The 13,116-nt window shown below is 70.2% G+C and carries 11 protein-coding genes; 4 read left to right on the top strand and 7 right to left on the bottom strand.

The window, feature by feature from the left end:
* A partial coding sequence (locus AIIKEEIJ_RS24595) for a sugar phosphate nucleotidyltransferase (protein ID WP_161996769.1) occupies nucleotides 1-517 on the bottom strand: 517 nt, incomplete at its 3' end.
* Nucleotides 518-584: 67 nt separating this feature from the next.
* Here AIIKEEIJ_RS24595 and rfbB point away from each other — a divergent pair.
* Complete coding sequence (gene rfbB / locus AIIKEEIJ_RS24590) at nucleotides 585-1,601, top strand: dTDP-glucose 4,6-dehydratase (RefSeq protein WP_029547037.1); 1,017 nt, start codon at nucleotides 585-587, stop codon at nucleotides 1,599-1,601.
* On the opposite strand, the gene AIIKEEIJ_RS24585 is transcribed toward rfbB, so the two are convergent.
* Together AIIKEEIJ_RS24585 and AIIKEEIJ_RS24580 are read right to left on the bottom strand one after the other, a co-directional pair.
* Nucleotides 1,559-2,527 carry an NAD-dependent epimerase/dehydratase family protein gene (locus tag AIIKEEIJ_RS24585; RefSeq protein ID WP_006932758.1) on the bottom strand — a complete coding sequence of 323 codons (969 nt, stop codon included), beginning with the start codon at nucleotides 2,525-2,527 and terminating at the stop codon, nucleotides 1,559-1,561. The two genes, rfbB and AIIKEEIJ_RS24585, sit on opposite strands and share 43 nt — an antisense overlap.
* A gap of 2 nt (nucleotides 2,528-2,529) precedes the next feature.
* On the bottom strand, nucleotides 2,530-3,531 hold the full coding sequence (locus AIIKEEIJ_RS24580) for a glycosyltransferase family 2 protein (protein WP_029547039.1): 1,002 nt from the start codon (nucleotides 3,529-3,531) through the stop codon (nucleotides 2,530-2,532).
* A 165-nt stretch (nucleotides 3,532-3,696) separates the two neighbouring features.
* On the opposite strand from AIIKEEIJ_RS24580, the gene AIIKEEIJ_RS24575 reads away from it, so the two are divergent.
* The gene (locus AIIKEEIJ_RS24575) at nucleotides 3,697-4,536 is read left to right on the top strand and encodes a glycosyltransferase family 2 protein (protein ID WP_065923189.1); all 840 of its coding nucleotides are present in this window, start codon (nucleotides 3,697-3,699) and stop codon (nucleotides 4,534-4,536) included.
* Here the strand turns inward: AIIKEEIJ_RS24575 and AIIKEEIJ_RS24570 are convergent.
* Entirely contained in the window at nucleotides 4,523-6,769 is a 2,247-nt protein-coding gene (locus AIIKEEIJ_RS24570) for a hypothetical protein (protein ID WP_080688413.1), read from the bottom strand. The genes AIIKEEIJ_RS24575 and AIIKEEIJ_RS24570 overlap by 14 nt on opposite strands.
* A 205-nt stretch (nucleotides 6,770-6,974) precedes the next feature.
* On the opposite strand from AIIKEEIJ_RS24570, the gene AIIKEEIJ_RS24565 reads away from it, so the two are divergent.
* Together AIIKEEIJ_RS24565 and AIIKEEIJ_RS24560 are read left to right on the top strand one after the other, a co-directional pair.
* Nucleotides 6,975-8,876, top strand: coding sequence for a glycosyltransferase (locus AIIKEEIJ_RS24565; RefSeq protein WP_161996768.1), 1,902 nt, complete (start codon nucleotides 6,975-6,977; stop codon nucleotides 8,874-8,876).
* 3 nt (nucleotides 8,877-8,879) lie between these two features.
* On the top strand, nucleotides 8,880-10,391 hold the full coding sequence (locus tag AIIKEEIJ_RS24560; protein ID WP_050034390.1) for a glycosyltransferase family 39 protein: 1,512 nt from the start codon (nucleotides 8,880-8,882) through the stop codon (nucleotides 10,389-10,391).
* 4 nt (nucleotides 10,392-10,395) lie between these two features.
* Here the strand turns inward: AIIKEEIJ_RS24560 and AIIKEEIJ_RS24555 are convergent, their stop codons facing one another.
* From AIIKEEIJ_RS24555 to wzt, 3 genes are all read right to left on the bottom strand, one after another.
* Nucleotides 10,396-11,250 carry a TylF/MycF/NovP-related O-methyltransferase gene (locus tag AIIKEEIJ_RS24555; protein WP_161996767.1) on the bottom strand — a complete coding sequence of 285 codons (855 nt, stop codon included), beginning with the start codon at nucleotides 11,248-11,250 and terminating at the stop codon, nucleotides 10,396-10,398.
* Between the two features lie 144 nt (nucleotides 11,251-11,394).
* Complete coding sequence (gene glfT1 / locus AIIKEEIJ_RS24550) at nucleotides 11,395-12,294, bottom strand: galactofuranosyltransferase GlfT1 (protein WP_161996766.1); 900 nt, start codon at nucleotides 12,292-12,294, stop codon at nucleotides 11,395-11,397.
* Nucleotides 12,291-13,115: a galactan export ABC transporter ATP-binding subunit Wzt/RfbE gene (gene wzt, locus AIIKEEIJ_RS24545; RefSeq protein WP_029547044.1), complete on the bottom strand. Its 825-nt coding sequence runs from the start codon at nucleotides 13,113-13,115 to the stop codon at nucleotides 12,291-12,293. Before wzt ends, glfT1 begins: the two co-directional genes overlap by 4 nt.
* Nucleotide 13,116 lies beyond the last annotated feature (1 nt).

Below are 13,116 nucleotides of genomic sequence, written 5' to 3'. Positions count from 1 at the left end.
ACAACCCGGGCACCGCGAAGTTCGACTTCGGGGTGGCCGGCTTCTCCTCGAGCGAGAGCGCCCGGCCCTCGGAGTCGAACTCGATCACCCCGTAGGCCCTGGGATCGGAGACGCGGTAGGCGAACACTGCGCCGCCGTCGATGTTGCTGAATCGGCTCAGTTGCGATCCGATTCCGGGTCCATAGAAGATGTTGTCCCCCAACACGAGGGCTGCGGACTCACTACCGATGTGCTCGGCGCCGAGCACGAACGCCTGGGCGAGCCCGTTCGGCTCCGGCTGGACCCGGTAGGTCAGGTTCACCCCGTAGCGCGACCCGTCGCCGAGCAGGCGCTGAAACTGCTCCGAATCGTGTGGGGTGGTGATGATCAGGATGTCGCGGATCCCGGCGAGCATGAGGGTCGAGAGCGGGTAGTAGATCATCGGCTTGTCGTAGACCGGTACGAGTTGCTTACTCGGACCAAGAGTGATCGGATGTAGCCGCGATCCGGTCCCCCCGGCGAGAATGATTCCGCGCATGGGGCACAGTCTTTCATTGTCGTTCGCTACCGGCGAGTTGGGGCGAAATTACGGAGGGTCCATTTCAATGCGATTGCTCGTCACCGGCGGTGCCGGTTTCATCGGTGCGAACTTCGTGCATCGGACCGTCGCCGACCGCCCCGAGGCGCGGGTGACCGTGCTCGACAAGCTCACCTACGCCGGCAACCTCGCCTCCCTCGACCCGGTCGCCGAGAAGATCCGCTTCGTCCGCGGCGACGTCGCCGACGCGGACCTGGTCGACGCGCTGGTGGCCGAGTCGGATCTGGTGGTGCATTTCGCCGCCGAGTCGCACAACGACAACTCCCTGGCCGATCCGTCGCCGTTCGTGCAGACCAACCTGATCGGCACGTTCACCCTGCTCGAGGCGGTGCGCCGGCATTCGGTGCGGTATCACCACATCTCCACCGACGAGGTGTACGGCGATCTCGAGCTCGACGATCCGGCCCGGTTCACCGAGGCCACCGCCTACAACCCGTCGAGCCCGTACTCGTCGACCAAGGCCGGCTCGGACCTGCTGGTGCGCGCGTGGGTGCGCTCGTTCGGGGTGGCCGCGACGATCTCGAACTGCTCGAACAACTACGGCCCCTATCAGCACGTGGAGAAGTTCATCCCGCGGCAGATCACCAACGTCCTCGACGGGATCCGGCCCAAGCTGTACGGCACCGGGGCGAACGTGCGGGACTGGATCCACGTCGACGACCACAACCGGGCGGTGTGGACCATCATCGACAAGGGCGAGATCGGCCAGACCTATCTGATCGGCGCGGACGGCGAGACGAACAACCGCACCGTCGTCGAGACCATCCTCGAGCTGTGCGGTAAGGACCGGGGCGACTTCGACTTCGTCACCGACCGCCCCGGCCACGACCTGCGCTACGCCATCGACGCCACCCGCCTGCGCACCGAGCTCGGCTGGACGCCCCGCTACCGGGACTTCCGCGAGGGCCTGGCCGCGACCATCGACTGGTACCGCACCCACGAGCACTGGTGGCGACCGCAGAAGGACGCCACCGAGCAGGCCTACGCCCGTTCCGGGGAGCGGACACTCGGCCGAGCCGAATGACCCATCGTGCGCCGGGTCGCTTCCAGCGTGGCGGCGATGCCGGCCGGGAGGGGCCGATGGCTGCGGCGGTCCAGCTCGGTCCACACGAGCGACCGTAACCGCAGGTCCCGCCCTTGCACCGACGCGAGCGGTGAGGACGCGAGCACGACGTTGGGGCGGCGGCGGAAGACGGTCCGGCACGCGCCGAGGATCGCGCCGATCGTCACCGACCGGCCGGACGCGAAGATCTTGGTGCTCACCCCGCCCGATTCGGCTTCCGCCCGCGCCAGGGCGTCGGCAACCATCTCCGCCGCGTCGGAGATGTAGAGGTAGTCCCGCAGGGTGTCCATCGAGACGTAGATCGAGACCGGTGCCCCGGTGAGATAGCCGCGGCACAGGTGGGAGATGAGACCCTGCGGCTTGGCGAGATTCTGCCCCGGCCCGTAGAGGTTCGCGAAGCGGCCGATCACCGCGGTGGCGCCCGTCGCCCCGGCGAAGTCGGTGACGACGGCCTCGGCGGCCAGCTTGGCGTGTCCGTAGAGACCGAGCGGGGCCGTGGGGCTGTGCTCGGAGTGGGGTGCGCCCGGCGCGGCCGCGTACACACCGCCTGCCGACGAGGCGTGGAACACCGTCCCGTGCTCGGCGCTGCCGCCGGCTGCGTGCGCCAGTCCGTCGAGCACGTCGCGCAGAAGAGCGTTCTCGGCCGCGAATGCTTCCGCCGTCGTGCCGTTCACCCCGGCGCCGGCGCACCACGCGACCCGCCACGGCCCACCACCGGTGGCGCGGACGAACCGGTCCGCGTCGGCCAGCAGCACGTTGCGGGCCTGCTCCGGCTCCTCCCAGGGCACCACGCTCGTCGCCACCGGGACGTCGCGGCGGTGCAGCTCCCGGGTCACCCACGAGCCGAGCAGTCCGCCACTTCCGACGACCCACGTCGGCGCCGGCACGGCTACCCGCTCCGGAACGATTCGAGGTCGGGATACCGCTGTGTGCGGGCCAGCGGACCGGAGCCGGGATCGCTGACGATCAGGTACGGCGGTTTGCCCATCGCCGTCTTCACCGCCACCCCCACGTACTCGGCGATGACTCCGAGGGAGAACAGGACGGCGCCGAATCCCAGCAGCAGAATGACCGTCGTCGAGGCCCAGCCCTGCACCGGGAAACGGTTGCCGAGGAACAAGTAGGACACCAGCACCCACACCGCCCACAGGATCCCGCCCACGGCCAGGACCACGCCCAGCAGGCTCACCATCCGCAGGCCCTTGGTTCCGCTCGACAGCACCATCCGCCAGAAATGCGACAGCAGAGTGCGCAGCCGGTAGCCGGACGCACGTCCCTGCTCCTCCCGCAGGGCGACCGGGCTCGTGCTCACCTTGCCTGCGATCCACCCCAGCGCGACGTCGAGGTAGACCTCGGAACCCGCGTAGGCGGCGAGGGAACGTCCCACCTCGCCCAGCACCAGACGGAAACTCTGGTAATCGGGGCTGTCGGGCACGGACAGCACCCGGGCCAGGAACCACTTGGATCCCTTGGAGGCCACGTTGCGCAGCAGGCCGTGCGGTGCCGCGTTCGTCGGTTTGGCGTATACGACGGTCGCGCCCTCGTCGAGCGCGGTGTCGAGCAGCCCGCCGATGGCGGCGGGATCGTGCTGACCGTCCTCGTCGAGGGTGACGATCCACTCGCCGCCACTCGACGCCATGCCCGCGAGCGTCGCCGGATGCTGGCCGAAGTTCCGGCTGAGCCACACCCCGGCGACGAAGGGGTACTTCGCGGCCAGCTCCCGGATGACGCGGGCCGAGTCGTCGGGGCCGTTGTCGTGGACGAGCAGGACCTCCTCGACCACCATGGGACGGCCACCGGGGGTCAGTGTCACCTCGGTCCACGGAACGATCTGCTCGAGCAGGTCACCCAGGGTGTGTTCGCCCTGATAGACCGGCACGACGACCGACACGCGGTGCGGCGTGCCCACCCCCGGCCGGTCGTCGCTGCTCACAAGTCGGGAGTGTATACGCCGGGTGGGGCTGTTTTCGGGTGCGGGCCGTGCCGATGTACGGTGGCGCCGTCAGTCGGCCCGCCACGAGCGCCGGGCGTGCGTTCGAGGACGGGATGAGCAGCAGTGACGAGGCCGAAACTGTCCGTGGTGATTCCGGCCTACAACAATGCGCCGTTCATCGAGGCGACGGTCGAGTCCGTGCTCGGGCAGGACTTCGAGGATTTCGAACTGATCATCGCCGACCACAGTTCGACCGACGGCACCGCCGACCTGCTCGGCAAGTACGCCCGCGACCGGCGCGTGACCCTGTTGTCGACTCCGACGGGCGGTGGTGCGCCCCGGAACTGGCAGCGCGTGACGGCCGAGGCCGCGGGCGAGTACGTCAAGCTGGTGTGCGGCGACGACCTGCTGTATCCGGGGGCCCTGTCGGCCCAGGTGGCGGCCCTGGACGCGCACCCGTCGGCGGTGGCGGTGGCGTCGCAGCGGGACATTCTCGACGCGCGAGGCGCGAAGATGATCGGCGGACGCGGTCTCCAGGGACTGTCGGGCCTGGTGCCGGGCGGGGAGGCGATCCGGCGCACCGTGCGGCTGGGCACGAACGTGTTCGGTGAGCCGATGTGCGTGATGATGCGCCGCGATGCCCTCGAGCGGGCCGGCGGATGGGACGGTCGTTTCCCCTACCTGATCGACATGGCCTCCTACACGAAGGTGCTGTTCCACGGCGACCTGTATGCCCTGCGGCAGGTCGTCGGCGGTTTCCGGGTCAGTGCCGGTCAGTGGAGCGTGGCCCTCGTCGCCGAGCAGGCCCGGCAGGCGAAGGCCTATCACCGGTGGGTGTCCGAACAACTGCCCGGCGGGCTCCGGGCGGCCGACGTGTGGCAGGGGAATCGCCGCGCCGAACTCGCCGCGCTTCAGCGGCGGGTGTTCTACACCGTGTTCCGGTCGCGTCTCAGCCCACGGTAGCCGCCGGTACGGGCGCCGCGGCCTCGTCCGGATTCTCCCGTCGCGCCTTCCGCCGGTCTCTGAGGTACAGCAGCTGCATCGCCGCGGCGCCCGCGATGCCGAGGCCCAGGCCGGCGAACCCGGCTCCCTGGCCCGGCGGTGTCCAGCGCACGACGAGCTCGCCGTCCTCGGTGCCGGCGGGGATGTCCACCGCGAGGAACATGCCGTCCACCGAGCGCGGTTCCAGGGGCCGGCCGTCCAGCGTGGCCGAGTAGCCGGGCCAGTTCAGGCGTCCGAAGACGACGCGTCCGCCGTCCACCGAGTTCACGCGGACCCGGCTCGTCGCGTAGTCCTCGGAGACCGGGGTGGCGGTGACCCCTTCCGTGAAGGAGATGCGTCCGTTCCGGCCGCTGATCGGTCCGGCGAGCCGTTCGAGGATCACCGCGTCCACGGCGTCCGCGGACCCGGGCGGCGACTGCACCCACCGCCAGCCGGGCGGCGCCGGCTCCGAGTCGGCGTCCGGGTACTGCCGGCGCTGCAGCACCACCCGATCCACGAGCATCAGGTCCACGTACGTCCGGTCGGTGCTCGATTCGGTGGCGAACGCGGCGCCGAACGCGTCGGCGCAGCTCGAGCCGTCGTGCCGCATGCACAGGTGGAAGGCGAACTCCTCGAAGCCGATGGGGGTGTAGGCGTTGACGTACGTCTCGTCGAGGGACTTGGCGAAATTGCCGAACACGAGGGAGCGGTAGACGCCCTGCGGATTCGCGGTCCACGGCAGCACCAGTTCGCGGTCGGCGAGCTGCAGCGTGGTGCCCGGCCGGTCCGGGAAGTTCTCCTTCGCGACCGACTGCCGAGCCGGCAGATCCCACGCGAGCGGGTGCGGTGTCGTCGACGCCACCTGGAAGTACACGACGGGCAGCGCCGAGAGCAGCAGGATCGCCGCCACCGCCCGCTCACCGGCGCGGAGCGCGACCCACAGGACGGCGGCCCCGACGAGGAGGACGGCGCCCGCCCACAGCAGGTGACGGTTCATGAACTCGGGGGACGAGGACCCGGAGCGCAGGGTCATCAGCAGCACGAGCGTGGCCGCCGCGCCCGCCCGCACCCGCATCCTGCGGAGCGTGCCGTGGCGGCTGATCAGCACGCACACCACCACGAGTGTCGCGAGAGCGAACATCGGCAGCAGCCGCGCCGGCCAGCGCAACGGCCCCATCACGCTGGGGCCGGCCGTCGCCATGAGCATGGCGACGAGGAAGATCAGCGCGCCGGCGAGGCTGCGCACGGACCGGTGCACGGTCTTCCAGTCCACGAAGGCGAGCGCCGGGACGGCGAACCAGGCGATGTAGGTGACGGGGAACGGCTGCACCTCCCCGAACCAGGCTTCGATGCCCGGCAGCGCGGAGGGGATGCCGGAGTTGAGGGTGTCCGACCAAGGTGCCGTGAGGAAGTTGTCGTTCTGGAAGCCCTGGTCGGAGCGCCAGGTGACGGAGCTGGACAGCGCCCCGGGCAGGTAGGTGATCAACCCGCCCGCGGCGGCGCAGCTCGCGACCACCGCCAGCCGCAGCGAGGGCCGCCACGAGTGCCGATGGATCCGTTCGCCGATCATGAGGCAGCCCGTGAGGATCCCGGCGACGAGCGCGGGAAAGACGTAGCCGACGCTGACGGCGAGGTACAGGAACACGAACGCCGGCAGGGGACCGGAGCGTCCGCGCAGGTAGCGGAGCGAACTGGCCCACGCCTGGGCCACCCACGCCGACCCGGTGAGGGCCGTGACCCAGGTCGCCTGGTCGAAGAAGAGCGCGAACCCGGTGAACGGGACGGCGGCGCCGGCCACCGCCGCCCACGTCGCGCGAGCGCCGTACTCCAGGCAGATCCGGTACACGCCCAGCGCCAGGACGACGGAGAACGCCCACTTCACGCCGGTCGAGAGCAGCACCATATTGTCGACGGACGGCGCGATCAGGTTGACGAGCAGCTGCGGCGGATTCCAGAGGCCGCCCTGCCCCTCGACCGGGTAGTTCCCGGCCATCCACTGTTCCGGCACGAGGCTCGGAAGCTGTCCGGTCCGCAGGATCCGGCCGAGGAAGATCCAGTTCGGTACCGCACCCGATTCCGTGTCGTCGGTGTAGAACCATCGATCGTCGGCCGCCAGGATCACCAGGTAGGTGACCGTCACCATCGCTGCCACTGCGGCACCCCACGTCCGGCGCTGCCGCCGCGTCGTCACCGCGGGCACGACGGCGGAGGTCACATGTGCTCCAGAGGTCGGGGACGGGGCTGGCCGGAGGCCAGGGACGAGGCTGGCCAGAGGCCAAGGATAACGGGGGTGGGCCGGGCGACGACCGGCCGGGCGCGGGGGTGGATCCGCGGGGACGTCGGCCGGTCCCCGGTCCGTTGGTAGCCTGGGACGAGTTGTGTCCTGGGGGGCAGCAAGGTTCCGAAAGGTGTTTCGACGGATGGACAAGGCCGAATTCGCTGCGATCGAACCGACGGGAGGGGTCGGCACCGCAGCTGACGGTTCGTCCGTCACGGGGCGCCCCGCGACCCGTCCGACCGCTCAGCGTGCGCTGTTCGCGGGGCCGTCTCCGCTGGTCAGCGACGACATGTACGTCACCGTCAAGGGGACCGTCGACCGTGAGCGGACCAGGATGCGTCTCGGCCGCCGGAGCCGTGTCGAAACGGACACCTACTTCGGCAGATTCCCCGCCAGCTACTGGCAGCGCTGGACCGCCGTCACCGAGGTCGAGTTCGTCGCCGAGGTCGACGGGGACGGCTGCATCGAACTGGTCGCCACCGATGCCCGGGGCCGGCGACGGATCGTCGCCACGACCACCGTGTCGTCGAACGGCGCGCCCGCGACGGTGACGGTGTCCACCCCGATCGACCGGTTCGTCGACGGCGGTGCCCTGTTCGCACGGATCTCCACCGGCTCCGGCGAACTGGCCGTCGAGAACGCCCGGTGGACGGTGCCGGCACCGAAGTCCCTGCGGCCGGCCGCCGTCGTCATCTGCACCTTCAACCGCGCCGACGACTGCGCGGCGACGCTGGCCGCCATGGCGGACGACCCGATCGCGCTGGCCGACGTGCAGTCGGTGTACGTGATCGATCAGGGCACCGACCGGGTGGAGACCCGGCAGGAGTTCCAGCGCGTCGCCTCCGAACTCGGCGACAAGCTCGTCTACATCACGCAGCCCAACCTGGGCGGCGCCGGCGGATTCACCCGCGGCCTGTACGAGGTCGCCGGCTCCGCGCGGAACCCCGGAGCCAACATCGTGTTCATGGACGACGACGTCCTGTGCGAACCGGAGGCGGTGGTCCGGCTCAACATGTTCGCGAACTGCACCGTCGAGCCCGCGATCGTCGGCGCGCAGATGCTGTACCTGCTGCATCCCGACCGGGTCCACGTCGGGGCCGAGGTCGCAGACCTGCAGCGGCTCCAGGCCGGGCTGGAGGTGAAGAACGCGCTCGCGGACAAGAGCACGCTGAAGAAGCAGCAGGACATCCGGGTCGACGCCGGCTACAACGGGTGGTGGTCGTGCCTGATCCCGTCGGAGGTCGTGGAGAAGGTCGGCTATCCGCTGCCCCTGTTCTTCCAGTGGGACGACATCGAGTACGGCTACCGCTCGCGGGCGAACGGCGTCGCGACCGTCACGCTGCCCGGTGCCGCGGTGTGGCACGCGGATTTCGCGTGGAAGGACTGGGACGAGTGGCACCGCTACTTCAACCTCCGCAACGCCATGATCACCGCGGCCCTGCACACCGAACTCGACGGCAAGGCACTCGCCAAGCAGTTGCGGACCGACCTGTTCCGGTACCTCGTCTCGATGCAGTACGGGATGGCCTTCACCCTGATCAAGGCCGTCGAGGACTTCCTGCGGGGGCCCGAGTTCCTGCACGACGGCGGCATGGAGGCCGCGGCCGCCATCCGGCGCGAGCGCGCGGAATACGGTGAGACCATCCGCCACAACGCGAACAACGTGCCGGGCCTGCGTCCGGCCGACATGTTCATCACCCCGGCCGGCCCGTACCCGCGCAAGAGCCTCGAGTGGGCGGTACTGGCCAAGCGCACCCTCAACCAGTGGCGCGGTCGCCTCCCGGCGCATCCGGTCGCCATCCCGTCGTCGGATGCGCACTGGTGGCACGTGTCGCTGTTCTCGCACGCCGTGGTCACCGACGCGTCCCAGGAAGGGGTCCGCGTGCGCAAGCGGGACAAGGAGCGGGCCGTCGCGCTGCTCCGGCGCGGTGTGCGCGCGCTGCAGGCCTTGAAGAAGGAGACCCCCGCGGTGTCCTTGCGGTATCGCGAGGCCATGCCGCAGCTGACCAGCCGGGAGAACTGGGCCCGCCTGTACGGGAAGTAGCCGATGGCCGATCGGACCACGGCGTGCGCGCGGGATGCTGTCCTCATCGCACTGCTGGGTTCGATCGTCGCAGCGTTGGGCACCGGGCGGCCCTCCTTCTGGTACGACGAGCTGGCCACCCTCTCGGTGGCGCAGCGCTCCCGCGTCGACCTGGACCGGGTGCTCGGTAACGTCGATATCGTCCACGGCCTCTACTACGTGGCGATGCGGTACTGGTTCGCCGTCTTCGGGGCTTCGGAATTCTCGGCGCGGCTGCCGAGCGTCCTGGCCGTGGGCGCCGCGGCCGGGGGTGTGGTCGTGCTGGGCTGGAAACTCGCCGACCGGCGGCTGGGCGTGCTCGCGGGTGTCGTCTTCCTGCTGCTGCCGCGCGTGACGTGGGCTGCGGTCGAGGCCCGCAGCTATGCCCCGTCCGCGGCCGCCGCCGTATGGCTGACCGTGCTGCTGCTCGTGGCGTGCGAGTCGGGCCGGGTCCGATGGTGGCTGGCGTACGCCGCTGTGCTCGCACTGTCGGTGGTGCTGTTCCTGTACACGGTCGCGCTGATACCGGCCCATCTGATCACCGTGGCGTTGCGGGGTGACCTGCGGCGCCGCGGACTCGCGTGGCTGGGGGCGGTCGTGGCGGGGTCGGCGGCGGCGAGCCCGCTCGTGCTGGAGGCGTTCGCCCAGGCGGGGCAGACCACGTGGATTCCGCCGCTCGACCGGAACCTGCCGCGGATCGTGTGGGAGTACCAGTGGTTCGTGGGCGCCCCCTGGTTCGCGGCGGCATTCACGGTCCTGGTCGTCGTGGGGCTCGTCGCGTCTGTGCGGCGACGCATGCGGGCGCAGCGGCACGGTGTTCTCGCGGTGGCCGTGCCGTGGATCGTCGTGCCGATGGCGATGCTCGTGGCGTACTCGCTCGTCGCGTCCCCGGTCTACCTGGACCGGTATCTGACGTTCACGACGCCGGCGGTAGCCCTCATCGGTGCGGTCTCCGTCGCCGCCGTGGCCGTGCGGCCGTGGGTGACGGTCGGTGTCACCGGTGCGCTGGTGCTGCTGACCGTGCCGTCGTTCGTCGCGCAGCGCTCCCCGTGGTCCGACCCCAGCGGCATGGACTTCAGCACGGTCAACCGCGACGTCGCCGGCCGGCTGGCGCCGGGCGACTGTGTGCTGTTCGGCGGCGCCGCATGGAACCCGGCGTCGCAGCGGCTGGTGCAGACCGCGCGCCCGGACACGTTCGCGGGGACCCGCGACCTGGGGCTCGGACGGACCGCGGCCGCCGAGGGCTGGCTGTGGGACGAGAATCTCCCGTTCCAGGCTGTCGCGGGGCAGTTGCCCACGTGCGAGGTGGTGTGGTTCTTCGCGGACGCCGAGCGGACGACCGAGCAGCGGGTCTATCACACGTCGAATCAGTGGTGGACGCTTCCACCGCACCGGTTCGAGTCGACCCCGGAGTACGCCGGGCTCGTGCATGCCGGTTTCCGGATCGACGAGCGCCGGCAGTTCAACGTCAGCCAGGTGATCCGTTTCGTGCGGTGACGGTTCACCGCAGCTGCACGACGACCTGCTCGTTGTCGGCCGTGTACGCCAGGTACTCGAACGCGAGTCCGGTGCGCGCGACGAACTCGGTCCACGCCCGGTACTCGTGCCGCTGCCAGCCGGGATAGTTGAAGAACTCGTCGAACACCAGCACGGTGCCGGGCACCAGGCGGTCCTCGAGCAGGTCGAGCACCGTCGTCGTGGACGAGTAGAGGTCGGCGTCGAGGTGGACGAACGCGACGTCGCCGGGATGTGCGGCGAGGAAGCGGGGAAGGGTGTCGGCGAACAGGCCGGGCACCAGCTCGGCGCCGGGCACGTCGGGCGGGGTGTCCTGCGCGAACTCCCCGGCGGGGAACCCGCTGCGCCATGCCTCCGGCAGTCCGGTGAAGACGTCGAACCCGAACACCGGGTGGTCCGCGCCCAACGCGTCGGCGACGATCCGCAACGTGGTGCCCGACGCGACCCCGAACTCGAGGGCCAGGCCGGGCCGGGACACCCGGTCGAGCGCGAACCGCAGGGTGTCGTGCGGGGTGTCGAGGACCGCGGCGGTGGGCATGTTCGCGACCGCGAACGCCGCGGCGGTGTCGGTCGCGGCGCGGTCCATCGCATAGCGCAGGTCGCGGCGCTGCCGGTGCTCGAGATCGGCGACGCGGTCCCGGAGCAGGCCCACCTCCGAACGGGTCTGTGCGAGCTCGGCCAGTACCTGCCGCAGCTCCGCGGTGGTCGCGGTCAGCTCGGCGAGAATCCGGTCGTGGTGGTTCTCCTGCAGCTCGCGGGTGCGTCGCGCCGAGAGGTCGACGACCTCGGCGACGGCACGCTGCAGCTTGCCCCGGGTCGTCGCCCGCCAACGCCCCAGCATCGCGCCCTCCCGTGCCCGTCGAGACCTAGCCCCGAACCTAGACAGTGGGCCGATAGGGCGCAATCGCGCCCTCCCACCCGGCCGAATGTCACATTGCGCCGGTTCCATCGACGCAATGTGACATTCGGCCCGATAGTCGGTCCCTCACACAGGCCGCTCGAACCGTTCCTGCCGGCCCAGCTTGCGCAGCCGCACCCATTCGCGGAGCGCGGCAGGGTCCCGGCGGCTGACGAGGAAGTACCAGCCGAACCGCACCCATTCCTGTGGCAGCAACCGGCGGAGACCGGGCTGTGAGAGCAGGTAGCCGCGGTTGCGGTAGGTGAAGAACCGCTTCGTGTCGTTGTCCGGGTACTGGGTGTGCATCCGGCCGCCGAGGATCGGCTTGAACTCGTCGGCGCCGTTGGGGTGCAGATAGGCGGTGCGCAGGCAGGTGCCGAACCGCAGACCCGAGCGGACCAGGCGACGGTGCACCTCCACCTCGTCGCCGCGCACGAACAGCCGCAGGTCCGGCACGCCCACCGCGTCGATCGCGGCGGCGGTGAACAGGGCACCGTTGAACAGCGACGCGATGCCCGGCAACAGATCGTCGCTCTCGACGTCGCCGAGTTCGCTGCGGTGACGACGCCACGCCACGCCCCGGCGCAACGGGAACGCGAGACGGTCGGGGTCGTCGATGTCGCACACCACCGGCGACACCTCCGCCAGGCCGTGCCGCTGCGCGCACTCGAGCAGTGTCGCGAGGACGTCGGGGCCCTCCGGGCGGCCGTCGTCGTCGGCGAGCCACACCCGGTCCGCACCGAGCGACAGCGCGTACAGCATGCCCAGGGCGAAGCCGCCGGCGCCGCCGAGGTTGTGCTTGGACCCGAGGTAGCTGGTGGGCAGGGGGCACGATTCGACGAGGTCGCGCACGGCCTCCTCGTCGGCGTTGTCGACGACCACCAGGTGGTCGAGCGGCCGGGTCTGGGCGCTCAGGATCTTCAGCGACTGTGCCAGCTGCTCGCGCCGCCGGTGGGTGACCACCACCCCGACGATGCGTTCGCTCACGCCGAGCGCTCCTGCGGCAGCCCCTGCTCGCGTTCCAGCTCGGCGATGACGTGATGCACATGGTCGGCCGCGTCGTCGCCCTCGTAGGCGCGCACGACCTCCTCGATGCCGCCCTCCATGCGGATCTGCCCGTGGTCGATCCACAGCGCGCGCTCGCACAGCTGCGCGAGGAACTCGTTGGAGTGGCTGGCGAAGACGAGGATGCCGGAGCGTTCCACGAGCTTCTGCAGGCGCACCCGCGCCTTCTTCATGAAGTCGGCGTCGACCGCGCCGATGCCCTCGTCGAGCAGCAGGATCTCGGGGTCGATGCTGGTGACCACGCCCATCGCGACGCGGACCCGCATGCCGGTCGAATACGTGCGCAGCGGCATGTTCAGGTACTCGCCGAGCTCGGTGAACTCGGCGATCTCGTCCATCTTCGCGAGCATCTGCTTGCGGGTCTGACCGAGGAACAGCCCGCGGATGATGATGTTCTCGTAGCCGGAGATCTCCGGGTCCATGCCCACGCCGAGGTCGAACACCGGCGCGACGCGGCCCCGGATCCGGGCGCTGCCGCGCGTGGGCTCGTAGATCCCCGCCAGCAGCCGCAGCAGTGTGGACTTGCCGGCGCCGTTGTGACCGACGAGGCCGATGCGGTCGCCTTCCTTCAGCGAAAGGGTGATGTCGCGCAGCGCCTCCACCACCACCACGTCGGAGTTGTTGCGGCCGATCGAACCGCCGGCCTTGCCGAGGAACGCCTTCTTCAGCGACCGGGTCTTCGCGTCGAAGATCGGGAAGTCGACGCACGCGCCGCGCGTCTCGATGCTCACATGTTCGGTCATG

Source organism: Rhodococcus sp. YH1, assembly GCF_009939605.1.
In the GTDB taxonomy this organism is placed as follows: Bacteria; Actinomycetota; Actinomycetes; order Mycobacteriales; family Mycobacteriaceae; genus Rhodococcus; species Rhodococcus aetherivorans.
This window is presented reverse-complemented; position numbering and strand designations above follow the sequence as displayed.